At 72.0% G+C, this 24,649-nt stretch carries 28 protein-coding genes and 1 pseudogene; 12 read left to right on the top strand and 17 right to left on the bottom strand.

The window, feature by feature from the left end:
* Positions 1-33: 33 nt before the first annotated feature.
* From ACPPVO_RS33955 to ACPPVO_RS33965, 3 genes are all read right to left on the bottom strand, one after another.
* Positions 34-639 (bottom strand): DUF305 domain-containing protein, encoded by a 606-nt coding sequence (locus ACPPVO_RS33955; protein WP_426502622.1) that lies wholly within the window; start codon positions 637-639, stop codon positions 34-36.
* Positions 640-730: 91 nt separating this feature from the next.
* A complete protein-coding gene (locus tag ACPPVO_RS33960) occupies positions 731-1,174 on the bottom strand; it encodes a DUF6153 family protein (protein WP_426502623.1) in 444 nt (147 codons plus the stop codon).
* Positions 1,175-1,194: 20 nt separating this feature from the next.
* On the bottom strand, positions 1,195-1,797 hold the full coding sequence (locus ACPPVO_RS33965) for a TetR/AcrR family transcriptional regulator (protein ID WP_426502624.1): 603 nt from the start codon (positions 1,795-1,797) through the stop codon (positions 1,195-1,197).
* Between the two features lie 99 nt (positions 1,798-1,896).
* Between ACPPVO_RS33965 and ACPPVO_RS33970 the strand changes: the two genes are divergently transcribed.
* Genes ACPPVO_RS33970 through ACPPVO_RS33980 form a run of 3 tightly spaced genes read left to right on the top strand, consistent with a single transcriptional unit; the run spans position 1,897 to position 3,520 of the window.
* Positions 1,897-2,058 carry a hypothetical protein gene (locus ACPPVO_RS33970; protein WP_426502625.1) on the top strand — a complete coding sequence of 54 codons (162 nt, stop codon included), beginning with the start codon at positions 1,897-1,899 and terminating at the stop codon, positions 2,056-2,058.
* Complete coding sequence (locus ACPPVO_RS33975) at positions 2,058-2,585, top strand: DUF2269 domain-containing protein (protein WP_426502626.1); 528 nt, start codon at positions 2,058-2,060, stop codon at positions 2,583-2,585. The genes ACPPVO_RS33970 and ACPPVO_RS33975 overlap by 1 nt, the downstream gene beginning before the upstream one ends.
* Positions 2,582-3,520, top strand: a complete 939-nt coding sequence (locus ACPPVO_RS33980; protein ID WP_426502627.1) for a DUF2218 domain-containing protein — start codon at positions 2,582-2,584, stop codon at positions 3,518-3,520. The genes ACPPVO_RS33975 and ACPPVO_RS33980 overlap by 4 nt, the downstream gene beginning before the upstream one ends.
* 22 nt (positions 3,521-3,542) lie before the next feature.
* Here the strand turns inward: ACPPVO_RS33980 and ACPPVO_RS33985 are convergent, their stop codons facing one another.
* Positions 3,543-4,100 carry a GNAT family N-acetyltransferase gene (locus tag ACPPVO_RS33985; protein ID WP_426502628.1) on the bottom strand — a complete coding sequence of 186 codons (558 nt, stop codon included), beginning with the start codon at positions 4,098-4,100 and terminating at the stop codon, positions 3,543-3,545.
* Positions 4,087-6,105 carry a heavy metal translocating P-type ATPase gene (locus tag ACPPVO_RS33990; RefSeq protein WP_426502629.1) on the bottom strand — a complete coding sequence of 673 codons (2,019 nt, stop codon included), beginning with the start codon at positions 6,103-6,105 and terminating at the stop codon, positions 4,087-4,089. The genes ACPPVO_RS33985 and ACPPVO_RS33990 overlap by 14 nt, the downstream gene beginning before the upstream one ends.
* Before the next feature lie 89 nt (positions 6,106-6,194).
* Between ACPPVO_RS33990 and ACPPVO_RS33995 the strand changes: the two genes are divergently transcribed.
* Entirely contained in the window at positions 6,195-6,584 is a 390-nt protein-coding gene (locus ACPPVO_RS33995; RefSeq protein ID WP_426502630.1) for an ArsR/SmtB family transcription factor, read from the top strand.
* A gap of 18 nt (positions 6,585-6,602) precedes the next feature.
* On the opposite strand, the gene ACPPVO_RS34000 is transcribed toward ACPPVO_RS33995, so the two are convergent.
* The 3 genes and pseudogenes from ACPPVO_RS34000 to ACPPVO_RS34010 all read right to left on the bottom strand — a co-directional run.
* A complete protein-coding gene (locus ACPPVO_RS34000) occupies positions 6,603-7,073 on the bottom strand; it encodes a hypothetical protein (RefSeq protein WP_426502631.1) in 471 nt (156 codons plus the stop codon).
* A gap of 5 nt (positions 7,074-7,078) precedes the next feature.
* Positions 7,079-7,960, bottom strand: a complete 882-nt coding sequence (locus ACPPVO_RS34005; protein WP_426502632.1) for an ABC transporter permease — start codon at positions 7,958-7,960, stop codon at positions 7,079-7,081.
* A pseudogene (locus tag ACPPVO_RS34010) lies at positions 7,957-8,871 on the bottom strand (ABC transporter ATP-binding protein); the annotation flags it as partial. The gene ACPPVO_RS34005 and the pseudogene ACPPVO_RS34010, both read right to left, overlap by 4 nt.
* A gap of 139 nt (positions 8,872-9,010) precedes the next feature.
* Between ACPPVO_RS34010 and ACPPVO_RS34015 the strand changes: the two are divergent.
* Positions 9,011-9,688, top strand: coding sequence for a response regulator transcription factor (locus ACPPVO_RS34015; protein ID WP_426502633.1), 678 nt, complete (start codon positions 9,011-9,013; stop codon positions 9,686-9,688).
* A gap of 1 nt (position 9,689) precedes the next feature.
* Entirely contained in the window at positions 9,690-11,132 is a 1,443-nt protein-coding gene (locus ACPPVO_RS34020; protein ID WP_426502634.1) for an ATP-binding protein, read from the top strand.
* 161 nt (positions 11,133-11,293) lie between these two features.
* Here the strand turns inward: ACPPVO_RS34020 and ACPPVO_RS34025 are convergent, their stop codons facing one another.
* Positions 11,294-12,463, bottom strand: a complete 1,170-nt coding sequence (locus ACPPVO_RS34025; protein WP_426502635.1) for an MFS transporter — start codon at positions 12,461-12,463, stop codon at positions 11,294-11,296.
* 68 nt (positions 12,464-12,531) lie between these two features.
* Between ACPPVO_RS34025 and ACPPVO_RS34030 the strand changes: the two genes are divergently transcribed.
* The 3 genes from ACPPVO_RS34030 to ACPPVO_RS34040 are packed head-to-tail and all read left to right on the top strand — an operon-like array spanning position 12,532 to position 13,571.
* The gene (locus ACPPVO_RS34030) at positions 12,532-12,855 is read left to right on the top strand and encodes an ArsR/SmtB family transcription factor (RefSeq protein WP_426502636.1); all 324 of its coding nucleotides are present in this window, start codon (positions 12,532-12,534) and stop codon (positions 12,853-12,855) included.
* A complete protein-coding gene (locus ACPPVO_RS34035) occupies positions 12,852-13,334 on the top strand; it encodes an SRPBCC family protein (RefSeq protein WP_426502637.1) in 483 nt (160 codons plus the stop codon). The genes ACPPVO_RS34030 and ACPPVO_RS34035 overlap by 4 nt, the downstream gene beginning before the upstream one ends.
* Complete coding sequence (locus ACPPVO_RS34040; RefSeq protein ID WP_426502638.1) at positions 13,335-13,571, top strand: SRPBCC family protein; 237 nt, start codon at positions 13,335-13,337, stop codon at positions 13,569-13,571.
* 529 nt (positions 13,572-14,100) lie between these two features.
* On the opposite strand, the gene ACPPVO_RS34045 is transcribed toward ACPPVO_RS34040, so the two are convergent.
* The 6 genes from ACPPVO_RS34045 to ACPPVO_RS34070 form a co-directional block, all read right to left on the bottom strand.
* Entirely contained in the window at positions 14,101-14,589 is a 489-nt protein-coding gene (locus ACPPVO_RS34045; RefSeq protein ID WP_426502639.1) for a DivIVA domain-containing protein, read from the bottom strand.
* A gap of 206 nt (positions 14,590-14,795) precedes the next feature.
* The gene (locus tag ACPPVO_RS34050) at positions 14,796-15,458 is read right to left on the bottom strand and encodes a hypothetical protein (protein WP_426502640.1); all 663 of its coding nucleotides are present in this window, start codon (positions 15,456-15,458) and stop codon (positions 14,796-14,798) included.
* A gap of 312 nt (positions 15,459-15,770) precedes the next feature.
* The gene (locus ACPPVO_RS34055; protein ID WP_426502641.1) at positions 15,771-15,956 is read right to left on the bottom strand and encodes a hypothetical protein; all 186 of its coding nucleotides are present in this window, start codon (positions 15,954-15,956) and stop codon (positions 15,771-15,773) included.
* Positions 15,917-16,207 carry a hypothetical protein gene (locus ACPPVO_RS34060; protein WP_426502642.1) on the bottom strand — a complete coding sequence of 97 codons (291 nt, stop codon included), beginning with the start codon at positions 16,205-16,207 and terminating at the stop codon, positions 15,917-15,919. The genes ACPPVO_RS34055 and ACPPVO_RS34060 overlap by 40 nt, the downstream gene beginning before the upstream one ends.
* Positions 16,208-16,283: 76 nt before the next feature.
* A complete protein-coding gene (tnpB, locus tag ACPPVO_RS34065; protein ID WP_426502643.1) occupies positions 16,284-17,663 on the bottom strand; it encodes an IS607 family element RNA-guided endonuclease TnpB in 1,380 nt (459 codons plus the stop codon).
* Positions 17,660-18,244 carry an IS607 family transposase gene (locus ACPPVO_RS34070; RefSeq protein WP_426502644.1) on the bottom strand — a complete coding sequence of 195 codons (585 nt, stop codon included), beginning with the start codon at positions 18,242-18,244 and terminating at the stop codon, positions 17,660-17,662. The genes tnpB and ACPPVO_RS34070 overlap by 4 nt, the downstream gene beginning before the upstream one ends.
* 170 nt (positions 18,245-18,414) lie before the next feature.
* Between ACPPVO_RS34070 and ACPPVO_RS34075 the strand changes: the two genes are divergently transcribed.
* Positions 18,415-18,996 (top strand): hypothetical protein, encoded by a 582-nt coding sequence (locus tag ACPPVO_RS34075; RefSeq protein ID WP_426502645.1) that lies wholly within the window; start codon positions 18,415-18,417, stop codon positions 18,994-18,996.
* Here ACPPVO_RS34075 and ACPPVO_RS34080 read toward each other — a convergent pair.
* Positions 18,993-19,547 carry a gamma carbonic anhydrase family protein gene (locus ACPPVO_RS34080; RefSeq protein ID WP_426502646.1) on the bottom strand — a complete coding sequence of 185 codons (555 nt, stop codon included), beginning with the start codon at positions 19,545-19,547 and terminating at the stop codon, positions 18,993-18,995. The two genes, ACPPVO_RS34075 and ACPPVO_RS34080, sit on opposite strands and share 4 nt — an antisense overlap.
* A gap of 1,570 nt (positions 19,548-21,117) precedes the next feature.
* Here ACPPVO_RS34080 and ACPPVO_RS34085 point away from each other — a divergent pair.
* On the top strand, positions 21,118-22,857 hold the full coding sequence (locus ACPPVO_RS34085; protein WP_426502647.1) for an RICIN domain-containing protein: 1,740 nt from the start codon (positions 21,118-21,120) through the stop codon (positions 22,855-22,857).
* A gap of 94 nt (positions 22,858-22,951) precedes the next feature.
* A complete protein-coding gene (locus ACPPVO_RS34090) occupies positions 22,952-23,296 on the top strand; it encodes an RICIN domain-containing protein (protein WP_426502648.1) in 345 nt (114 codons plus the stop codon).
* Between the two features lie 138 nt (positions 23,297-23,434).
* Here ACPPVO_RS34090 and ACPPVO_RS34095 read toward each other — a convergent pair whose 3' ends face one another.
* Positions 23,435-24,454, bottom strand: coding sequence for a LacI family DNA-binding transcriptional regulator (locus tag ACPPVO_RS34095; protein ID WP_426502649.1), 1,020 nt, complete (start codon positions 24,452-24,454; stop codon positions 23,435-23,437).
* Between the last annotated feature and the right edge of the window lie 195 nt (positions 24,455-24,649).

The raw sequence follows: 24,649 nt of genomic DNA on the forward strand, positions 1-24,649 counted from the left end.
GCCCGGGCCTGGGCGGTCCAGCGTCGCGGTGTACTACAGCCGGGCGAGGATCTTGTTCATGGTGTCGATCTCGGCCTGCTGAGCCGTGATGATCCGCTGGGCGAGGGCCTTGGCGTCGGCGTTGGTGCCGTTCCTGAGCTCGTCCCGGGACATGGCGATGGCGCCCTGGTGGTGGGCGATCATCATGGTGCAGAACTGCCGGTCGAAGTCTTTGCCGGTGGCCGCCTTGAGCTTGGCCATGTCGGCGCCCGACATCATGCCGGGCATGCCGTGCGACATGCCGCTCATCGCCGGGGCGGGCTTGCCCCAGCTGGACAGCCAGCCGGTCATGGTCGTGATCTCGGGGCCTTGCGCGGCCTTGATCTGCCCGGCGAGGGTCTTCACCTCGGCGTCGGTGGCGCGGGTGTCGGCGAGGTCGGCCATCTCCACGGCCTGCTGGTGGTGCGGGATCATCATCTGGGCGAACATCGCGTCGGCGTCGTTGAACGCTGCGGTACCGGCCGAAGCACTGCCGGCCGCCGTGGTGGCGCCGTGCTGCATGCCGGGCATCGCGTTGTGGTCGCCGCAGGCGGCCACGAGGAGTGCAAGGGTGAGCGTGGCGCCGGCCAGGGTGGCTCGGCGCACGAGGGCGCGCGTCATGGGTGTGTTGACCTTTCGGTGTCGGACGGGGTCTGCGCAGGACGCGGCGGCACGGCGGCGGGCCGGATGGGCAGCAGCCGTGCGGGGCGTCCTACGTGCGCAGGACCGACACCGTGGCGAGGGTGAGGCCGACCCGTCCGGTCGGAGGGCCGCGCGGGTGCGCCGCGCTGGACGGGCCGCCCCGGTGCGCCGTCGCGCCGGCCCGGCGGGCCCGCAGCATGATGGCGGCGAGCAGGAGCACGGCGAACGCGACCAGTACGGCGACGCAGACATCCCAGCCGCCCGGCCCGTGATCGCCGCTCATCGGCGCGGTCAGGATGACACCGCAGCCGTCGCCGGCGCAGATCAGGCCGTCGGCCACCGCGATCGCGGGGTCTGGGGCCATGGCGGCGGGGTGACCGCGGTGGTGGTCGGCCCCGAGGTGCGGCCCGTGGTGGCCGAGGGTGTGCATGGCGGCCAGGCCGATCAGTGTGGCCAGCAGGAGCACCAGCCGGGCCGTCCGCCCGTGCCGATGGTGCGCGCTGCCGTGGGCCACGATGTCCACGGTACCGGCCGTCACGAGGTACGAGCGGCCGGTCGCAGCGCGGCGAGGGTGAGCTCGACCAGGCGGGTGCGGGCCGGGCGGGTGGCGGGCAGGTCGGCGGCCGCGGCGAGCGCGTGCAGGCTGTACGTGGCCAACTCGGCGGCCGGCACGTCGGTGCGGACGTGCCCGGCCTCGGCGGCCGCGGCGATGACGTCGGTCAGCAGGGCGTGCAGGTGGTGGCGGGCCCGGTGCAGGTGCTCGGCGCGGTGCAGCGGCACGGCCAGGTCCGGGCCGTGCCCGGCCGTCGCGGGCTGATGCCGCCCTCCGGTCAGCTCGGCGAGCGTGAGCAGGACCGCCCGCAGCCGCACATCCGGCTCGGCCGGCTCCGCGGCGACCGCGGTCAGCTGCGCGAGGTGCTCGCCGACCTGCCGCTCGTGCCAGGCCACGACGATCGCCTCGACGTCCGGGAAGTACTTGTACAGCGTGGCCCGGCCGATCCCGGCCTGCGCGGCGATCTGCGACATCGTCACCCCGGCCAGCCCGTGCTCGGCGACCAGCGCCGCCGTGGCGTCGAGGATCGCGGAATGCACGGTGCGGCGATGCTCGTCGATCGTCGCGTTCCACAGCCTCGGCACTCCCCCACCATACACTCCGCCGGACACGAGACAGTGTGTCTTGCAAAAAGACACGTTGTCTTGCAAAGTGGTGGGCAGTCGAGTTGCAGGAGGTTTGTGATGACCGAACCGTCGCCGCGCTGGGTGAAGGTGTTCGCGATCGCCGGCGGGGTGATCGTGGTTCTGGTGGTGGTGGCCTTGCTGGCCGGGCACGGACCGGGCCGGCACATGCACCACGGCATGCCGCGCCCGGTACCGGCCGTGGGCGGTCCGGGATGGTGATGCGCCCTCCGACCCGGAAACTGCTGCTGGTGCTGCACGTGGGCACGTCGGTCGGCTGGCTCGGCGCGGTGGCCGCGTCCCTCGCGCTCGGCGTGGTCGGGCTGGCCGCCGAGGACCCCGGCGTCGTGCGTGGCGTCTATCTGGTCCTGGAGCCGGTCGGCTGGGCGACGCTCGTGCCGTTCAGCGTGGCGAGCCTGCTCACCGGCCTCGTCCAGTCGCTGGGCACCACCTGGGGCCTCGTCCGGCACTACTGGGTGCTGTTCAAGCTGCTCATGAACCTGTTCGCCACCGGGATCCTGCTGCTGTACATGCAGACCCTCGCCATGCTCGCCGACATGGCCGCCGGCCCGGGCACCGGTGCCGCGCAGCTGCGCACCCCGTCACCGGTCGTGCATGCCGCCGCCGCGATCGCGCTGCTGCTCGTCGCCCTGGTCCTGTCGGTCTACAAGCCGCGCGCCCTGACCAGGTACGGCCAACGCCGATCGAACCGATCCGATCTCCTGACCCCGGCTGGAGGCGTGCGATGAACCCGGCGCAGTGGAATGCCAGCTACACCACCGGAATCCCGCACTGGGACCCGGGCCGCCCGCAGCCGGCCATGGCGGAACTGGTCAGCTCCGGCGCCGTGCGGGGCCGGGTCCTCGACGCCGGCTGCGGCAGCGGCGAGCACGTCCTGCTGTGCGCCGCCCACGGCCTGGACGCGACCGGCGTCGACATCGCACCGACCGCGATCGGCATCGCCCAGGGCAAGGCCGCCGCCCGCGGGTTGACCGCCCGGTTCATCGTGCACGACGTGCATCGCCTCGCCGACCTCGGCGAAACCTTCGACACCGTGCTGGACAGCGGCCTGCTGCACATCTTGACCAACCCCGAACGCGACGCCTACCTGCGCAGCATCCGCGCGGTTCTCGCCCCGGGCGGCCGGATGTACGTCCTGTGCTTCAGCGACCGCCAGCAGGCCCCCGGCGGCCCCCGCCGGCTGTCCCGCGACGAGGTGGTCGCGGCGTTCACCGACGGCTGGCACATCGACGCCATCACCCCCACCACCCTGGCCACCGCCGGCGATGGTGACGGCGTCGCGGGCTGGCTGGTGAGTCTCACCCTGCAGTCCCGACCGGTTACCGCGCACGCCCGGGTGCCCACCGTACGGGCACAGCGGTACCTCGAACAGTTCTGCCGGCACGCCGAACAGGTCCACCGCATCGGCCCCATCCCGAACCATCCCGGCGCGGGCCGGCGGCAGGTGACCGTCCGCCGCGACGGGCCCGTCGCGATCCTGGACTTCACGGGTGCCCGATGCACCCTGGACGCACGGGCCGACGCCCTGCTCCTGCGCATAGACGCCGACGACACCGAGACCCTGCACCGGATCCAGGCGCTGCTCTCCGCCGATCTCGGCCGGTTCGCGCGCCGCGACCAGCCGGCCGTCACCTGGGAACCCGGCGGGTCCGGCCAGCCCTGAACGCGCGCCCGGTCGGCGTCGGTCACGCCGAGCCGCGAGCCGACGGCCGGGGTCGGTCCGGGCTGAGGAAGACCACGAGCTGCCCGTCGGCGACCGGGACGGGCCGGGCCGGGCGCCATCCGTGGCGTTGGTAGAAGCCGACCGCCTGCGGCGAGGTGGTCCAGGTCAACAGCCAGGCCCGGCGATCCGGCGCGGTGGCGAGGACCGCCTCCAGCAGCCGCCCGCCGACGCCGCGCCCCTGAGCGGCCGGGCCGACCGCGACCTCGTCGACCTCGAGGGCGCCGACCAGCTCGGCGGCGACGCGGTCGGCGCCGAGCTGCCGCAGGACGGCGCCGTAGGAGCGGTTGGCCGGAAACGGCGACTGGGTGGGCCAGGCGGCGCTGAACCCGACCCAGCGGCCGTCGAGGTGCGCCACGACGGCCCGGAACCCCGGCCGGTGCGTGTCGTCGACGAGCCGCGCGCCGAACTCCCCGACGCGGTCCTCGCCCTCGGACCACGGTGGCGCGGTGAAGACGGTGCGGTACAGGTCGGCGAAGCGGGCCACCGCACGCCGCACCGCCGGTCCGTCATAGCTGGTCACGGTCGGAGATGCCATGGGTGCCCTCCGGTCGGGGTTCGGCGGCCCGGCGCCAGGCGGTGTCGGCCAGCAGCCGCAGGCCGTTGAGGCCCACGATCATGGTGGAGCCTTCGTGGCCGGCGACGCCGAGCGGCAGCGGCAGGTGGCCGAGCAGGTCCCAGGCGACCAGGACGGTGATGAACGCCCCGGCGACCACGAGGTTGGCGGCGACGAGGCGCCGCGCGCGACGGGACAGTGCGATGAGTGCGGGTACGGCGGCGAGGTCGTCGCGGACGAGTACCGCATCGGCGGTCGTCAGGGCAAGATCGGAGCCGTGCCGGCCCATGGCCAGGCCGAGGTCCGCGGCGGCGAGGGCGGGCGCGTCGTTGACCCCGTCGCCGACGAGCAGCACGCGGTGCCCGGCGGCCTGCAGTACGCGGACCCGGTCGACCTTGTCCTGCGGCAGGAGCCCGGCGTGCACCTCCCGGATCCCGGCCACGGCGGCGAGCCGACCGGCGGCGCCCGCGTTGTCGCCGGTGAGCAGCACCGGCGACGCGCCGGTGAGCGTGGCGAGTGCGGACACGGTCGCGGCCGACGCGGGGCGGATCCGGTCGGCGAGCACGATCACGCCGGCCGGGATGCCGTCGTGCCGGACGACGACCGCAGTGCGGCCCGCGGCGTGGGCCGCGTCGACGGCCACGCGCAGATCGGCGACGCCCGCGCGGTCGGGCGGTGCGCCGTCCAGGAGTGCGGGCCGGCCGACCTCGACCGGCCGTCCGGCGACCGTGGCCGCGACACTGCGGCCCGGCCGGGACCGGAACCCCTCGCCCGGTGGGATGGTCAGGCCACGGTCGCGGGCGGCCCGCACGATCGCCGCGCCGAGCGGATGTTCGCTGTGACACTCGACGGCCGCGGCCAGCCGCAGTACCTCGTCCGCGTCGAGGCCGCCGCCACCGGCGGGGTGGACGCCGGCGACCTGCAGGGCGCCGGTGGTGAGGGTGCCGGTCTTGTCGAACGCGACGCGGGTGGTGTCGGCGAGCCGCTCCATCACGACCGCGGACTTGACCAGGACGCCGTGCCGGCCGGCCAGGGCGATCGCGGACAGCAGCGGCGGCATGGTGGCCAGCACGACCGCGCACGGCGACGCGACGATCATGAACGTCATCGCGCGCAGCAACGTGGGTTGCAGGTCGGCGCCGAACAGCAGCGGGACGGTGAACAGCAGCAGTGTGGCGGCGATGACGCCGATCGAGTACCGCTGCTCGACCTTCTCGATGAACAGCTGGGTGCGGGCCTTGCTCGCCGACGCCTGCTCGACCATGGCCACGATCCGGGCGACGACCGACTCGCGGGCCTCCCGGTGGACCCGGGCGACCAGCGCGCCGGTGCCGTTGAGCGTGCCGGCGAACACCTCGTCGCCGACCGTCTTCGCCGCGGGCAGGGCCTCGCCGGTGATACTCGCCTGGTCGACGTCGCCGGCCCCGTCCACGACGACGGCGTCGGCACCGATGCGCTCGCCGGGCCGGACCCGGATGAGGTCGCCGACGCGGAGTTCGGCGACGTCGACACTGGTCTCGGCGGCGCCGTCGAGGCGGGTCGCCCGCTCGGGCGCCAACTCCAGCAGCGCGCCGACCGAGTCGGCGGTACGGGCGGTGGCGAACGCCTCGAGCGCGCCGGAGGTGGCGAAGATGACGATGAGCAGCGCCCCGTCGAAGACCTGCCCGATCGCGGCGGCGCCGAGCGCGGCGACGATCATCAGCAGGTCCACGTCCAGTGTGCGCTGCCGCAGCGCGCGCAGCCCCGCCAGGCCGGGCGCCCACCCGCCGGTGACGTAGCAGGCCAGGTACAGCACCCACCAGAACGGCGCGGCTGCGCCGGCGAGCTGCGCCGCCCCGCCGAGGGCGAACAGCGCCGTGGCGATCGCGGCCCAGCGGACCTCGGGCAGCGTCCACAGACGCCCCGCGACGGGGCGGGGCGTCCGGGGCGGGGCGCCGGCGGTAGGCCGGGCGGGCAGTTGGGTCGACGTCATGGTCACAACGAACCACAGTACCTGCGTAGTCATGCAGATAGCCAGGCAGATGAGCAGACAGCTACGATGGCAGCGGCTACGCTGGTCGGGTGCACACCGAACTGCCAGACTTCCGGATGCCGAACGACGAGCAGGTCCACCTCGCCGCCGAGGGGTTCCGGCTGCTGGCCGACCCGACCCGGATCAAGATTCTCTGGGCGCTGCTGCAGGGCGAATCGTCGGTCGCCTGCCTGGCCGAGCTGGTCGGCGCGGCGCCGACCGCGGTGAGCCAGCACCTGGCCAAACTGCGGCTGGCCGGGCTGGTCCGCGGCCGCCGGGAAGGCACGTTCGTGCACTACTCCGCCGCCGACAGCCACGTCCGGGCCTTGCTCGCCGAGGCGCTGTTCCACGCCGACCACACCGACCGGGACCTGCCCGACCACCCCAGCGGCGACCCGGTGCCACATCAGCACACCCTCGCCGCGACCACGCCGGCGTAAGGCCGGCCGCGGTACCGGTCAGCTGTCGGGGTCGAACGCGCCGTCGAACTCGAAGGCCGGGTTGGTGACGTCGTTGCCGTGGGTGTCGGTGATGGTGGCCAGGCCGACGAGCTTGGACGGGCCGCCGGCGACGTAGGTGGCGTCGGCGTTGGCCGTGACCTCGAACTTGCCCTCCTGCCGCTGACCGCCGTCGTCGGTGAACGTGATCATGCAGATCCAGTTGGCGCCGGGACCGGCGTCGGGCACCTTGGGGCCGCCGCGGTCGCAGGTGGTGTGCGCGTCGATCGAGGCCACGGTGACGCCGGTCTTGCCGAGGATCGCGGAGCGCTGCACGTAGAGGTTGGCGAACGTCGGGCCGATGGCGCGTTCCAGGCGGGCCTTGGTGATGTCCTCGCCGCCGCGCCCGGCAGTGGCGGCGAACACCGCGGCGACGGCGGCGACCGCGGCCGTCGGGCCGAGCAGGCGGGTGCGCAATGTGGTGCGGTACATGGCGGTCAGCCTCCGGTGATGTCGCGGCGGCGCAGCGCCAGGTAGCCGATGAGCAGGCACACGGCGGTCCAGGCGGCGGCGACCGCCCCGGCCTGCGCGATCGGGCCGGTGAACCGCTCCTGCGTGAACAGGCCGTGCCAGGCCTCGAAGCCGGTGGTGAGCAGCAGCCGGCGGGCGAGGTCGAGGCCGCCGAGGGTGGACAGCAGCTGCATTGCGAAGCCGAGCACGACCGGGGTGGCGACGCCGACGGTGGGGTTGCGCGACAGCACGGACAGCAGCAGCGCCAGGGCGGTGAAGCCGAGCAGCGGCGCGATCGCCGTCGCCCAGGCCGCCGCGACGAGCGGCAGCGCGGTGCCGGCCGGGATGAGCTGGCCGGACAGGCCGGGCAGCGGCTGGGTGCCGACGATGAGCAGGCCGGCGGCGATCGTGCTGGCCGCGAGGACCAGCAGCGCGAGGAGGTTGAACAGCACGGCGGTCAGGGTCTTGGCGGCGAAGATCTGGCCGCGGCTCGCCGAGCGGGTCAGGATCGTCTTCCAGGTGCCGTGGCCGTCCTCGTTGGCGAAGATGTCCCCGGCGACGAGCGAGGCGAGGAGCGGGAACAGCCACTGGTGGGCGAAGGCGAGGATGAGCAGGGCGTCGGCGAAGCCGCTGGCGTGGATGTGCCGGCCGTAGATGGTGTCCGACGGCGGCTGCTGGCCGGTGAACACCGCGACGATGACCGGCGGGACGATCAGGCAGCCCAGCAGCAGATAGCGGGCGCGGGCCTGGGCGGCGACCTTCGCGACCTCCCAGCGCAGCACGGTCAGGGTGCCGGGCCGGCGGGCCGGCGCATGGTGGCCGGCGGTGTGCGCAACGACGGCGCCGCCAGTGGTGGTGGTGTGGATCATCGGCGGGCTCCGGTGGTGGCGGCGGTACGGTCCAGGTCGGCGGTGGGCGCGTCGGGCGCGGTCTCGGTGAGCATGAAGAACAGCGCCTCCAGCGGTGTCTCGGACAGGGCCAGCCCCCGCAGCCCGATCCCCGCGCCGACGAGGTCGGCGACGAGCGCGTCGAGCGCTGCCTCGTCGCCGCGGACCGCGAGGCCGCCGTCGGCCGGCTCGACGTCCAGGCCGCGGGCGGTCGCGAGGGCGACGGTGCGCTCGTCGTCGGTGGTGGCGAGGCGGTGCGCCTGGGCCGGCGCCCGCTCGCGGAGGGTGGCGATCGAGCCGTGGTAGACGACCTGACCGGTACGCATGATCATGACGTCGTCGCAGATCTGCTCGACCTCGGCCATGTCGTGGCTGGACAGCAGTACGGTCAGGCCGCTGCCGGCGAGGCGGTTGACGAGGGCGCGCATGTCGCGGATGCCGGCCGGGTCGAGGCCGTTGGCCGGCTCGTCGAGCACCAGCAGCCGCGGGTCGCGGAGCAGCGCGGCGGCCACACCGAGGCGCTGACGCATGCCGAAGGAGTAGCCGCGGACCTTCTCCCGGTCCCGGCCGAGCAGGTCGACGGTGTCGAGAACCTCCTCGACCCGCCGGGTCGCGCCCGGCCCGTCGAGGCCGTCGAGGCCCGCGAGGAGCTGCAGGTTGCGCCGCCCGGACAGACCCGGGTAGAACCTCGGGCTCTCGATGAACCCGGCCACCCCGTCGAGGGTCCGCACCCCGTCGTGGGGCCAGGAACGGCCGAACACCTCGAGGGTACCGCCGTCCGGGCGGATGAGGCCGAACAGCATGCGCAGCAGCGTGGTCTTGCCGGCGCCGTTGGGGCCGAGGACGCCGTAGACCTCGCCCTGGGCGACCTGCAGGCTGATGTGGTCGACCGCGGTCAGCGTCCCGAACGTCTTGGTGAGGTCGACGGCGTTGACCGCCAGCACATCGCTCATGCCCACGCACGCTAGAGACGCCACATGAAACAGACATGAAGCCGCCGACGGTGAACGGCGGCGTGGTGCACTAGGCGGCATGCGCGTACTGGTGGTGGAGGATGAGCGACGCCTTGCCCAGCTGCTCACCCGTGGCCTGGCGGAGGCCGGCCACGACACCGAAGCCCGGCATACGGGCCCGGACGGGCTGCTCGCCGCGTCGGCCGGCCGCTTCGATGTGGTCGTGCTCGACGTGATGCTGCCCGGCCTGGACGGCGTGGCCGTCTGCCGGCGGCTGCGGCAGGCCGGACACCGGGTACCCGTGCTGATGCTCACCGCCCGCGGCGAAGTCCCCGACCGGGTCGCCGGCCTCGACGCCGGCGCCGACGACTACCTCACCAAACCGTTCTCGTTCGACGAGCTCCTCGCCCGCCTGCGGGCGCTGCACCGGCGTACCGCCGACGCGGCCGCGGCCACCCTCACGGCCGGTGACCTCACCGCCGACCCCGCTACCCGAAGGGTCGCGCGCGGCGGCACCGGGATCGACGTCTCGGCCCGGGAGTTCGACATCCTCGCGCTGCTCATGACCCGGGCCGGGCAGTGCGTCACCCGCTACCAGATCCTCGACGAGGTGTGGGACGGCGAGACCGACCTGCGCTCCAACGTCATCGACGTCTACATCGCCACCCTGCGCGGCAAGGTCGACAAACCCTTCGGCCGGCACGCCATCGAGACCCTGCGCGGCGCCGGCTACCGGCTCCGTCCGGACGGCGGCTGAGATGACGCCCGGGGCCGGGCGGTGGCGGCGGCTGCCGCTGCGGGTCCGGCTCATCGCCGGGTTCGCCGCGGCCATGCTGGTCGTGCTCACCGGGGCGGGCGGGTTCGTGTACCTGCGGGTGCGGTACGCCCTCGACCGGCGCCTCGACGCCGACCTCACCGCCGAGCAGACCGCGGTCGCGGCCGCCCTGCACGACGGCACCCTCGACCCCCGCAACCCCGCGATCGTCTCCGGCGGCCTCTATCAGATCCTCGACCCCACCGGCGCGATCCTGCAGGCCAGCCCCGGCCTCACCAACCGGGCGCTGCTCACCAGCGGACAGGCCGCGGCCGCCCGGCACGGGCCGGTCCGCGCCGATCTGGGCACGCTACTGCCGATCAGCCCCGAACCGCTGCGCGTCCTCGCCACTGCGCTGCCCGCGGACACCACGCCGCCGGCCGGGCAGCCGGCGGTCATGGTCGTCGCCGTGCGCCGCGACCAGCGCGACGAGGCCCTCCGGGAGCTCATCGCCCAGCTCGCCCTGGCCAACCTCGCGGCCCTGGCCGTTGCCTCGTTCGTCGGCTACCGCCTCGCCCGGGCCGCGCTCGACCCGGTCGAGCGTTACCGTGCCCAGGCCGCCCGCATCACCGACGGCGCCACCGGCGTCCGCCTCGACGTCCCGCCCGGCGACGACGAACTCACCCGCCTCGGCCGCACCCTCAACGACATGCTCGCCGCCCTCGACACCGCCCTGGAGCGGGAACGGCGCTTCGTCAGCGACGCCAGCCACGAACTGCGTACCCCGCTCACCCTCCTCGCCGCCGAGCTCGAGCTCGCCCTGCGACGCCCCCGGCCCGCCACCGAACTCCAGGAGGCGCTGCGGGCCGCCGCCACCGACACCGCCGCATTGATCACCCTCGCCGACACCCTCCTGGCCGTCGGCGTCCAACCCGCACCCGCCGCCGACGCCCCGCCCACCGACCTCGCCCACACGGTCGAGCCGATCGTGCGGCGGTACCGCAACGCCGCCGACCTCCCCGACACCGCGCTGCGCACCGATCTCGACCCCGCGCCGCCGGTCCGCCTCGACCCGGTCCGCCTCGACCGCATCGTCACCAACCTGCTCGACAACGCCCTGCGCCACGGCGCCCCGCCGATCACCGTGGCCACCGCCACCGCCGACGGTTGGGCGCGGCTCACCGTCCACGACACCGGCCCCGGCATGCCGGCCGAGTTCCTGCCCCACGCCACGGAACGCTTCGCCCGCGCCGACACCGCCCGCACCACCCCCGGCACCGGCCTCGGCCTGTCCCTCGTCGAGGCCATCGTCACCGCGCACGGCGGGCAGCTGCGCTGCTGCTCCGGCCCCGCCCACCACCATCCGCAGCAGGATCCGGTCCCGTGCCCCCACCGCGGCACCGGCACCACGATCACCGTGCTGCTCCCGACGACCGAACGGGGCTAGGGGCTGTATCGAAGTGGGGGTCGGAGCGAGGCGAGGCTCAGGCGTCGGCTGGGGCCGCGCCGGGCGCGCCCCGATACCGGGGTTGTATCGGGGTGTGACCGGGGTGGTTCCAGCCGACGCCTGACTCCGCCGCAGCCCGGCCATCCACTTCGATACAGCCCCTAGGTCCTCGGCGCCCGCGTGGACCGGGCGGCGAACGCGAGCGCCGCACCGGCCGCGAGGAGGACGGCCAGCACCGCGAACCCGTACGCCAGCGCCGTCGCGGACGCCACCGCGGCCACCAGCAGCGGCCCGCCGGCATCGCCGAGCTCCCGGCCCAGCTCCGCGGAGCCCATCGTCTGGCCCAGCCGCTCCGGCGGCGTCCCCGCGGCCAGCGCCGCGAACCCCAGCGGCGTCATCAACCCGGTGCCGGCCCCGATCAGCACGGCCGCGGCCAGCACCCCGACCAGGCCCGGCAGGATCGCACAGCCCAGACCGGCCGCCGTGACCGCGAGGCCCACACCCAGGCCGGTGCGGGTCGTCAGCCGCCCCTCGTCGAGCGCGCGGCCGGCCCGCGGCTGCACCACCGCGGCGCACAAGGCCAGCACCGACACGGCAGCACCGGTGGCGACCGTACCGAGCCCGGCCGCCCGCCCGGTGACGGGCAGGAACCCCACGCCGACCGACAGCGCCGCCGTCGCCGCCGCCAGCGCACCGGTCGGCGCCAGAAACGCCCGGTCGGTCAACCGCCGAACCAGGTCGAACACCGTCTGCCGTACCTTCGGCAGCGGCGCCACCGCCGGCACGGCCACGACCGCCCAGACCGCCACCGCCGCCCCGAGCACCGCCAGCACGGCGAACAGCAGCCGCAGCCCGCCGGCCCACACCAGCAACCCGCCGAGCAGCGGGCCCAGGGTGTAGCCGATCGACTTGTAGAAGCCGTACGAGCCGAACGCCCGGCCGTGTCCGGCCGCCGGAGTGAGCCGGGCGACAAGCGCCGACGCCGCGGGCGAGAACGCCGACGCCGCCGCGCCCTGGCCCAGCCGGGCCACCCACAACCACGACGGCCGGTCCGCCACGACGTACGCCGCCGACGCGACCGCGAAGGCGATCAGGCCGCCGAGCAGGACCGGGCGGGCCCCGACCCGGTCGGCCAGGCTTCCGAACACCGGCTTCAGCAGTACCTCCGCCCCGTCGTACAACGCCAGCAGCCCGCCCAGCACGAGCAGCGACGTGACCGCGTCCTCGGAGAACCCACCGAGGTTCGCGGCGATACCGTGCGCGCCGAACGCCGTCGTCAGCCCGGCCGCGTACAGCGGCCACATCTTCCGGTCCGGCAAGGACGAAGTCATCAGCATGCCCCCTGCGAGGCGACGCGGCGCGGTTGACCGGCGAGGCCGTAAGTTGTAACTTACCGTTCGTGGCAACTTACCAGACCGGTGACGGCTGGGACGTGCTCGGCGATCCGTCCCGGCGCGCCATCATCGCATCGCTGGCCGAACGGCCCCAGGCCGTGGTCGAGCTCGCCGACGCGCTGCCCATCAGCCGGCCGGCGGTGTCGCAGCACCTGAAGGTGCTCAAGGACGCCGGGCTCGTCACCGACCGGGCCGCGGGGGCCCGCCGGGTCTACCGGCTCAACCCGGCCGGCGTGGCCGCGCTGCGCGACCAGCTCGACGCGTTCTGGAACCGCACGCTGGCCGGCTTTCAGGACGCGGTCGAAGAATCCACCGAGGAGGGGCAATGACCGGAGCCGCCGAGGTCGTGGTGCGCCGGCACATCATCGTGCAGGCGCCGATCGAACGGGCATTCAGCGTGTTCACCGACCGGTTCGGTGATTTCAAACCACCGGAGCACAACCTGCTCGCCGCCCCGATCGCCGAGACCGTGTTCGAGCCGAAGGTCGGCGGCCACATCTACGACCGCGCCGTCGACGGCAGCGAGTGCCGCTGGGCGCGGGTCCTGGCCTACGACCCGCCGGACCGGGTCGTGTTCAGCTGGGACATCAGCCCCCGGTGGCAGGTCGAGACCGACCCGGAGCACGCCAGCGAGGTCGAGGTCACGTTCATCGCCGAGACTCCTGACCGAACCCGGGTCGAGCTGGAGCACCGCCACCTGGACCGGCACGGCCCGGGCTGGGAGGCCGTCCGCGACGGCGTCGCCCACGACCAGGGATGGCCCCTGTACCTGGACCGCTACGCCACCCTCTTCGCCGAGGGCCGCTGAATGGCGCCGATCACCGTCACCGTCGACGTCGAACGGCCGGCGCCGGACGTGTTCGCCTACGCCGTCGACCCGGCCCGCTTCCACGAATGGCAGCGGGGCGTCACCGGCGGCCGCATGGATCGGCCCGGCGTCCCCGCGGTCGGAGCACACTGCCTGACGACCCGCCGGATCGGCGGCGCCGAGCGCTCCAGCACCTCCGAGGTCGTTCACGTCGACCCGCGCCAAGTCCGATCGTGACCGCACGGGTCGCGGCCCGCTCTTCAACCCCGACGGCGCGCAACCACGGCAACAAGTCGCGTCCGTAAGACGCCTCGCACTCGGCCCAAATTGTTGCTCTTCCCTCCCTAAAATTTGAAGCTCTTCGCTCTTCGCTTCTTCGGCTGGCATCCGTACGAGCGTCCGGCCGCCACGCACGCCGGCGCGGCCCCGTCTCCGCCCGGATCGCATGGGCTACCCGACCAAGCGGGCAGCGATGCCGGTCGCGGTAGCGGCCGCGGTGGGCGGCTGTCGTAGCACGGAGAACGAGCTCGCTCGGAGGCGCAACGCCGGCGCCGGGCACAGGAAGGGCAGCCATGTACTACTGTGCGTCACAGACTCGACAAACATGTCGCGGCATGACCGCGCACCTGATCAAGCAGCCTGGCCGATCACGACGCTCCGACGACGTCGTCGGAGAAGGCTTCGCCCCATCGGCCGACCGTGTCTTCTTAAGCCACGCAGCCCCCGGTGATCACACCGCACTGTCTGTCGATTGCGGAGATACGGCCTATGCGAGTTCCCGTGCTGCCTGTTGAAGGAACCGATCGATCTGCTGCCGCGCGTACCCACGGAACTTGACCGCGAAGACTGCTTGTCGCACGGCGACCGCAGCCTCGGCGCGGGCAGTGGCGCTCCCGGATGCCAGTGCCCGGCCGACCTGCTCGACCAGCCGGTCCACGGCAGCCACATCGTAGCCACGCAGGGCCACGTCGAACTCCGCCGTGTGCACCGACCAACCGTCCGACAGGTCCGGGTCGGGCTCTGACCCGGATGCACCCTCGAGCTGAGCGGTCAGACTCGCGATCGCGCCGTCGACCTGCGCCCGGTCGAACCCACGCAGTACGACGGGCAGGTTCGCGCGGCGCAATGCGGCGACCGCGCCTGCCCGCGCACTCTCGTCGACCGTCGCGAGGGCGGCGACGGCCGGCGCCAGAAGCGCATCCACAGCTTGTGGGTCGTACCCGCGCAGCACCACGGAGAACTCGAAGGAGATCATCAGCTCAGTGTTGCCACCCCTGTCAAACCCGCCGCCAGCCATCCGTCGCGGAGTGCGCCGCACCCAATGCCATGAGCGTGCGCGTCGCGGCGAAGTGCAATAGCGGCTGCTCGATCACGGCCGTCAAAGAAGCCTGAACACAGTCACCGCCGGCGCCTCACAGAGTGCAGGACCACCCATGGAAGCGGTACGTGCCGCGCTCGTCGTCAGCGCGCTGGGCCGCCGACCACAACAGGGCCCGGCTGCGAGCTCGGCTGTGATGCGCGCACGACCAGCATGGCGATTCCGGTCGCCGCGGTAGCAACCAGTGCGAGCCCAGCCACCGCGACGGCGACCAGGAAAACGAACCGCCAACCCACCAACTGCGTCAGCACGCCGCACACGACGGGGCCGAGAAGGAAAGCGGCGCCCAGGGCGAGGCCGAGCACCAGCCGGGCCTGCGAATGCCCGCGGTCGAGCTGACCGGACAGAGCGAGGAGAACGCCGATCACGGTGCCGGCGCCCAGACCGAGGATCGTCTGCCCCACTGCCATCACAGCCGTGCCCGGCGCGGCGAAGCACACCAGGCTCGCGACCACGACGAGGACGAGCGCCGGCACCCCCGCCGCGGTGGGCCACCGCCGTCCGAGCAGGTAGCCGGGTGTGACCATGGCCGCCATTGCCAGCACGTAGGGCGTGATGACGGCCAGTGCCGTGGTCGCGGTCGAATGCCCGAGATTACGCCCGATCGCGCTTCCCCACGGTCCGAAGGGGGCGGTGATCATTGCGGCGGCGAGCAGTGCGCCGATCGCAGGACCGGGAAGCGACCAGAGCGGCCGAACCACCGGCGGTCGGGCCGCGGCCGGTCCGATGTACCCGGGAGAATTCACCGGGAAAGCGTACACCCGGCCGAATTCAGACACGACGATGCGCGTCGGTGTGCCGGTCGATGGACGGCTTCGTCGATCGCATACGTGCCGGGGTCGAGCCGCGGACGGTTCACATGGTGATGACCGAGCAGCGACCAGTGCGGCCCCGCGGGCAGGCCGACCGGCCGGACGGGGACGCTCAGTGCATGCCGGCATGCGGCGTACCCGGAAACGCTCCACATGCCGACCGGTGTCGCGCGACCGAAAGTCGGGGATCGGCGGGCGTTGACGGCGACAAATGTGCGCGGCCGCTCGGGCTTCGCCGTCAAGCAGTCAGTGCCGAATCCAGTACCGATGCTCAAGCAGGTCGTCCGCGAGTTCCGTGATCTGGTTGATGGCGCCGATGAGGCGGACGGCTTCGCCGACCCGGTTCGAGGCTTCCACGGCGCCGATGTCGTCGCCGGCGGCCTGCAGGGCGATCAGCAGTTGGGCGGGGGGGCCGCGGGCAGGACCGACCACGGTAGGCCGGGACCGGTCGGCTGGGCGTCGGCCTGCAGGACCGCCGCCTTGGCGTTCTCGTCCAGGACCCAGTTGATGCCCACGTCGTCAGGCAGATTGCCGACGATCAGGTACAGGGTGCCGGTGCCGATCGGGACGGGTAATACCGGCCACCGCTGCGGGTCCTCGAAGCGGTCCAGGTACGAATCCAGATCGGCCAGGTCAACGTCGAAGGCCGTCAGAGCAGTCCGGGCCGAGCCCACGTGCAGCAAGAACGCCGGCCAGAACAGCGGGTCGTCGATCCAGCCGCTCGCGTCGAATACGGGCGTGTCCGAGTACCGTTACCTTTCAGTGCGCATGAGTGTGCACACGATCGGTAGTCCTGCCTTGCGGTGGGACGGTCCCGGTCTGACCCGTGGGTGCGGTGCCGGGTTCACGCCTCACTGCCACCTGCCCGCGTGTGCGGGTCTTCTGGTCGGCTCCACGTGCTGCCACCGGGCCACTCCCGGCGGTGCTGTACTGCGCCGCGAGCGCGGCGAGGTTGCGGGAGGCGTTGCGGCCCCGGTCGATGACCAGGCCGCATGCCTCGCACTGGTATTCGCGTTCGGACAGGGCGAGTTTGGTTTTCACCGCGCCGCAGCCCGAGCAGGTTTTGCTGGAGGGATACCAGCGGTCGGCCACGAGCAGCCGGCCACCATGCCAGGTGGTCTTATACGCGAGATGGCGACGGATCTCGGCGAACCCGGCGTCGGCGATATGCCGGGCCAGGCGCCGGTTGGCGAGCATGCCGGTGACGTTGAGGTCTTCGACGACCACCGTGGCATACGCCCGGGCCAGCCGGGTGGTGAGCTTGTGCAGGCCGTCGCGGCGCAGGTTGCTCACGCGGGTGTGGGCCCGGCCGAGCCGGGCCGCGCCGCGTTCCCAGCGTCTTGACGGCCGTCGTGCGGTGCGCCGGTCGGGGCCGGTCTTGCGTGCCAGGGCCCGGCCCAGTGCGCGGAGCCGGGTCTGCGCGCTGGTGAGGTGGCGCGGGTTGTCGACCAGCGCGCCGGTCGACAGCACCGCGAGGTGTTTGATGCCGACGTCCACGCCGACCACAGCGTCCGGCCGGGCCGGGGCCAGTTCGGCGCGGTCGACCTCGACGGTGAAGGCGACGTGCCAGCGCCGGCCGTCCCGCCGGACGGTCGCGGACATGATCCGGGCGGTGCCGGCCTCGACGCGGCGGGCGAGCTTGCGGGCTGACTCGTGCAGCTTCAACCGGCCCAGCCGGGGCAGCACCACATGTTTGCGGTCCGGCTCGACCCGGATCGCGCCGGTGGTGAACCGCACGCTCGGCGTGCTCCGGCGGCGGGCCTTGAACCGCGGGAAGCCGACCGGCCGCCCGGCGCGCTTGCCGGACCGGGACTCGGCCCAGTTCTGCAACCCGCGAGCGAGGGCGTCCAAGCCGGTGTTGAACGCTTCCTTCGAGCACTCCGCCCACCACGGCGCGACCTGCGCCTTGGCGGCGTTCCACGCCTGGCGCAACGCCGGCAGCGACCACGACACAGCCGGGGTGAGTTCGCCGTCCGGGACACCGTACGTGCGTTCCGCGGCCCGCTGGTCCATGACCGCCTTGACCCATGCCAGGGCCCAGTTGTGCGCAACCCGGGCCGCCCCGGCGTGCGCGAGCACAGCCCGCTCCTGACCCGGGGTGAGATCCAGGGCGAATCGGTACGCCTGGACCGTCTTCACGCCGGCTCGTCCTCGGTGATCGCCACATCGATGGCGCGCCGGGCACGGTCCGCAGCAGCGCGGCGACCGTACAGGCGGGCGCACAACGACGTCAGGATCTCCGTCACGTCGCGCACGAGGTCGTCGTCGACCCCGGCCGGGTCCACCACCAGGAGCCGCCTGCCCTGTGCGGCCAACGCAGCTTCGACGTACTCGGCGCCGAAACGAGCGAACCGGTCCCGATGCTCCACCACGATCGTGGACACGGCCGGATCACGCAGCAGAGCCAGGAACTGCTTGCGATGCCCGTTGAACGCGGACCCGATCTCGGTGACAACCCGGTCCACGGCGATCCCCCGACCGGTGGCCCAGACGGCGACCCGGGCGACCTGCCGGTCCAAGTCCGGCTTCTGGCCGGCCGACGACACCCGGGCATACACAACAACCTGCCCAGCATCCGAAACCGCACCGGTCACCGGTTCGCCGACCATGATCAGACGCCCGAGCCGGTACACAGGAACAGGCAACGTCCCAGACTCGTACCGCCGCCGCGCGGTCGCGTACGAGATACCGGTGGCCGCAGCCCACTCCTTCAAGTTCACACCACCACCATAGCCAACTCGTGAACACTAATGACCACTAGAACGTCAGCGGATTTTGACCCCTCGATGTGCACACCAAGGCTAATGCGAACACCGGCCCGAGCCGCGCACGAACGGCGGCAAGAGCGCGTGTCCGTGCCAGGTCTGCCGATATGCGCTATACCGGCAGGATGTCGAACGCGTTTGTACAGAGCATGGCCCATAACTTCGAACAGGCGCTGCGGCTGATGGAGACGGCGCTGACCGACTGCCCCGACGAGCTGTGGCAGACGGATCTGTGGCCGGACGAGGCGCCTACGGCTCCGACACCGCACGGCGGATTGCACGGCTCGGCTCCCTGGTTCCTCGGCTACCATGCGCTGAGCACGCTCGACTATGACCTGGCCGGCGAGTTCGAGCCGTGGGCACCGCCACAACCGTTTGACGACAACACCTACGGCTTCCCCAACCGCAGGTTCACCAAGCCCGAGCTGCTCGGGTACGTCGACTGGTGCCGCGGCCGTGTACGCCAGACCCTTGCCGGCCTCACCGAGGAGACGGCCGCTCGGCCGCTTCCAAGCGCCCATCGATACCACGGAATGCTGTTCGCGGTGAGTGTCGGCAGCCTGCCGCTGCACGTCGTTGAGCACGCCTCGCAGATCCGTCAGTTCCTTACCGCCGCGGGCATCAGAGTGCAACCCGTGCCCGGTGACCGTGGGTACACGGTTGACGGTGCAGGCGCCGGTTCGGCGAGCGAAACGATGGACGGCTAACTGCCCTCCGGTCCGTACAGCTGCGACTGGCGTCGCATGATCTCCCGCATCGGCGTGTCGCGGTCCACGCCGTAGGCGGTGCCGGGGAAGTCGAGGCTCTTCTGTACCGCCCACAGGTCGTCGTGCCGGTCCGGCGAGAACAACTCGGCGGGATCACCGGCCGCGATCCAGCCGATGGGGACAACAGTTCCCGGTGCCAGGCGGGAGTTCACGTGCAGGACGCTGTTGATCCGCAGTTCGCAACCGGCGCCGGCACGTGAGCCGGGAAACATCGATGCGCCCGTGGCGATGAAGACCTCATCCTCGACATGGGTGCCGTTGAGATGGGTCTGCGGACCGACCATCACCGAGTCACCGATCACGAGCGGGTGCTGAACCCTGCCCCGCAGGACGGCGTGTTCCATCACCACGACATCGCGCCCGATAACCACCGGACCGTGAACCGCGTGGATCACCGCAAGGTCGAGAACCCTCGACCCCGCGCCGACGGTGACCTCTCCGGTCAAAATCGCGTGCGGTGAGACCCAAGCATCTGGATGTACGTTGACCATGCCCGTCAGTCTGCGCCGAGCGCATTGGTGCGCAGCAGCTGGGCCCGGGTCGCGTTCCACCGGGGATGCTCCTGGGGGTAAGGGTCCAGGGATGGGCGTCGAACCGATTCGCGCAACACCATAGAGACCGCCTGTCTTCGATGTCAACGAGGTGTCTGGGCGGGTGTAGGAAGTGGCTCGTGGTCACCTTCGACGATGTGACCTCTCAGGCGTGCCGCAGAGATGCCGGGGCGGGTGGTGGCGCAATGTCGCCGCCCTTGGCGTGGGACGGTAGCCGGGAACAGCATCATCGCGTCAGCGCCAGCCCGATGAGAGTTTCACCGAGCGGGTCATGCCGGATCCCGAGCCGCCCGAAGAGTCCGGAACGCTGGGCTGTCGCTGGTGCGACCCTTGGCCGCGTTGTCCGCCTCGCCCCACACCTTCAGGCCCGATGGACGCGACCTCCTTCTGCCGGGCCAGGCCGGCGCCGGATCCAAGCATTAGCGCAAGAACCGGCGCCTGTTCTCCTCGTTGCCGGCCTCATCTCCACCGGCCCGGCAAGGCCCGACCTCCGGTCCATGCTCGCGCCCCGGTCAGCCTTCGCCGGGTCCAGAACCTTCCGCTGTCGTGGAGGGTCGGGCGCCGGCGCCGGTCGGGCCGACCAAGACGTCTCGGAAACATGCCCTTCATGGTCGAGACACCCCGTTGACATCGGCAACGGTACCTATCTACGGTGTTGACGAATCGGTTCGATCCCGCCCATCTCTTTCCGTCGTAGGAGGCGCACCACGTTTCTGACGGCACCTCCCCCGGTCATGCTGCTGCGGCAAGCTTGCGCAGTCTCACGATCGCGCGGCGAGGGCCTCTTGCAGGCCGGGACGAACCGGCCGCTCGCGCTGCGCCATCTGGGGCAATGACGATGCGCGTGACGACCGGCCGGTCGCTCGGTGCGCCGAAGACGGCGCGCTCCCCTCCGTGTCGACCGGTCTACCGTGCCCACCGAACTGGTCGCCGCCGGCTCGACAAGGCCGCCCGCCAATGTGGCCTGACCGACTTGAGCCTGCCGTGCGCCGACGATCCAGCCGCCGGCGAGGCATGCCTCGAACAACTGCGCCGGCGTCACCTCGAGGTCACCGGCATCGTCACAATCAACGAGGCCGCGCTGCCGGGGATCCAGTGCGGCATCGAGCGGGCCAGCATCGCAGGCCTTCAGAGCTGTCCATCGTCGGCGTCGCCGCCCGCCACCGCGCGGAGGGCTACCGCCCGCCGACGTCCCCACCCTGGACATGGGCACGCATGCCGTCGCCCTGCTCCCCGAACGAACAACCGCACCAGCCGGCGCGCCCCGCACCTGCTACTCACCCCACCCCTCTCCCCGCACGACAGCACTGCACCGGCACTGGCGCACTGACCCATCCGCTCTGCCCGGGACGAGCCGCCGGCTCGCCCCGCGATCGCTGCTGGGCCGGCCCAGGCACACCCGGACCCACCACAACACCCCGTTCCCATCATCGACTCGCCCGAGGAGACATCGATGCAACGCACAAGAACACGGAGCCGGCTTGTCACAAGAGCCGCGATCGTGATCGGCATGGTCTTGGCGGCCGCCGTCCCGCTGGCCCTGGCGGGCGAAAGCCAGGCGGCCACCGGTAAGGCGCTCAGCGTCGACCTGGCCTCCAGCCGCGGAACGTCCACACTGGTCGGTGCCGGTGTCCTGTACGGCATCAACCAGGACGCCACGCTCCCGGCGGACCAGTTCATCCAGCCGCTGAAGCTCAACGCCTTCCGGGGTGGCGGGTGGTTCTCCGGCGGCTGGATCAAGGACAACTACCAGTACGGCTCCGCGACCCAGGCTGACATCACCTCGATCATTGCCCAGGCCCGCCGGTTGAACCAGGTCGGCGATCATCCGCAGTACCAGGTGCTGCTGAGCGACCTGTACGGGCTCAACGGCGGCCAGCCGTCAAACACCGTCTACCCGTGCGACAACGGCAACTGCTCCAACTGGTCGACGTTCATCGACACCACCGTCGCCGCCCTGCAGGCCAGCGGTGTGTCGTTCGCGTACGACATCGACAACGAGCCGGACATCTCGGTCTTCTGGAAGGCCGGGGTCAACAGCACCCAGTACTTCCAGATGTGGGACACCGCCTACCGGGAGATCCGCAAGGTCGCCCCGAGCGCGAAGATCGTCGGCCCGTCGTTCGCCTACACGCCGCAGGCCCGGCCGTCGCAGTGGAGCACGTTCCTGAACCACGTCAAGTCGGCGGGCACCGTACCGGACTGGATCACCAACCACGACGAGGGTGACGTCGACGACCCGGTCACGGTGGCGCAGGCCCTCAACAGCCAGCTGTCCTCCGCCGGCATCCCCGCCCGGCCGCTGTCGGCGAACGAGTACCAGCCCGCGGACCGGCAGACGGCCGGCGTCACCTCCTGGTATCTGGCCCGGTTCGCGCAGTCCGGCTACACCAATGCGATGCGGGGCAACTGGGTGTGCTGCATGACGCCCAACCTGACCGGGATCCTGACCCAGAGCAACGGAGCCTGGACCACCAGCGGCAACTGGTGGGCGATGCGGTCCTACGCCGACATGACCGGCACGCTGGTCAACACCTCCGGGCAGGTCGACAGCACCGCGATCTCCGCCTCGATCGACAGCGGCAACCGCCGGGCGGTCGCGATCATCGGTGACAGCAACGGCTACACCGGCAGCGCGACGGTGACCTTCAACGGCGTCTCGTCCAACAGCTGGCTGGCCGGTAACGGCAGCGTCCACGTCGTGGTCGACCGCATCCCGGACCAGGCAACGCTCAGCGCACCGCAGGTGGTCCTCGACCAGACGATGACCGTCTCCGGCGGCGCCATCAACGTGCCATTCACCTTCCAGGCATCGCATGACGCGTTCGCCATCTACGTGACCCCTGCCTCCGGCGGCCAGCAGGGCGTGGAGCTGGTCGGCGGCCAGTCCGGCCGATGCGTCGACGTGCCCAACGGCGCAACCACCAACGGTACGCAGACCCAGCTGTACGACTGCACGGGTGCGCCGTCGCAGCGGTGGACCTACACCTCGAGCAAGCAACTGCAGGTGTACGGCAACAAATGCCTGGATGCCAGCGGCAAGGGCACCAGCAACGGCACCCCGGTGATCATCTGGGACTGCAACGGCCAGACCAACCAGCAATGGAACCTCAACGCCGACGGCACGGTCACCGGCGTGCAGTCGGGGCTGTGCCTGGACGCCAGCGCCTTCGGTACCGCCAACGGCACCAAGATCCAGATCTGGCAGTGCCTCAACGGCGTCAACCAGAAATGGAGCACGCGCACCTGACGCCCAGTGCCGACCCGGGTTGTTGCCCGGCCGGCTCCGCGCCGGGCAACAACCTGTCGGCCGACCACCAGACCTCGATTCCCAGTGCACCGACGTGCCGAATGCCAGCACCACCAACGGCACGCAGGTGCAACTGTGGGACTGCTCCAACGGCAGCAACCAGCGGTTCACCTACACCGCGGGCAAGCAACTGACGGTGTACGGCACCAAGTGCCTCGACGTGTCCGGCCGCGGCACCGCCAACGGCACCCCGGTGATCATCTGGGACTGCAACGGCCAGAACAACCAGCAGTGGAACGTCAACGCCGACGGCACCGTCACCAGCGGGCAGTCGGGGCTGTGCCTGGACGCCAGCGCCTTCGGTACCGCCAACGGCACCAAGATCCAGGTGTGGCAGTGCCTCAACGGCGCCAACCAGAGATGGACACTGCGCGGCTGAGCATCCCGTGGATCGCAGTGGGGCCCCCGGCTTTGATGGAGTTTCCACCAAGGCCGGGGGCTCGGGCCGTGGCGGCTCGCTCGGGTTACACCCGCCGCCTGCGGGCGGGCCGCGGTCGCCGACGGGGCCACCCGGCGGTCAGATACCTGGCCGGGGCGCCGGTCCGGTACTGGCGCGCAGCGAGATCGGCGGGGTGTGCAGAAGGTGCCGTGGATGCGCCGTGGGCGTGGTCAGCTGTTCCAGCAGCAGGTTGACGGCCTGGGCGCCCATGTCGTGGGTCGGCACGTCGGCGGCGGTCATCGGCGGGCGGAAGTCCTCGGCCCAGTGCCGGGCGGCCACGCCGGCGACGGAGAAGTCGCGAGGGACGTGCAGGCCGGCCCGCTCCAGGCCGCGCTGGATGCCCGGCAGCGCGGCCTCGTTGACGGTCACGAGCGCGGTGATCTCGGGGTGCCCGGCGCGCAGCCGCTCGATACACGCTTCGCCGGCGGGTGCGTCGTCGTCGCAGCACACGTCCAAGCCGGCGACGCCGCGTTCGGCGATGGCCTCGGTGAAGCCGGCGAGCGCGCGGTGGCCCGGGCCGTAACCGGCGGCGACGAGCTCGGCGGAGCGGTTGATGAGGGCGATGTGCCGGTGCCCCAGGTCGGCGAGGTGGTGTACGCATCGCGAGACGAGCACGGTGTAGTCGATGTCGACCGACCACATGTCCGCGGCGTCGCGCGTGCGACCGATCGTGACGAACGGCAGGCCGCTGCGCTGCAGGCGGGAGACCCGGTCGTCCTCGAGCCGGATCTCCATGAGGATGACGCCGTCGACGCGGCGGCCGGTGACGATCCGCTCGAACGATCGGTCGTGGTCGCCTCCGGACGGTGACAGCAGCACGTCGAAGTCGGCGCCGGCAGCGGCTTCGACGACGGTGGCGACGAAGCCCAGCTGCATGTCCGTGAGCCGCCGGCTGGCCGGCGGGATGACGAGTCCGAGCGTGCGGGTCCGGCCCTCCTTGAGCGCGCGGGCGGCGGCGTTGGGGCGGTAGTCCAACTCGTCGATGACGGCCTGGATGCGCTGGCGGGTCGCATCGGAGACCGGCCGGTTGCCGGTGAGCGCATAGGACACCGTGCTGCGCGACACGCCGGCCCGGCGGGCGATCTCTCCGATATTCATGGTGCTCCTCGCGACCGCCCACGTGTCCAGCCACCGGCGGCAAGCTTGCCGGAGCCTCACCCGCTGCGCCATTCGCGGGTCGAACCGATTCATCACAACGTAGTCGACCTCGGGGCAGTGCGTCAACGACACGTCGAACGTGGCCGCGGTCGTCTCCGGCGGGGCGCCAGAGCGGGCAGTCCGGTACCTTCGCGC

This window comes from Dactylosporangium sp. McL0621 (genome assembly GCF_049995355.1).
In the GTDB taxonomy this organism is placed as follows: domain Bacteria; phylum Actinomycetota; class Actinomycetes; order Mycobacteriales; family Micromonosporaceae; genus Dactylosporangium.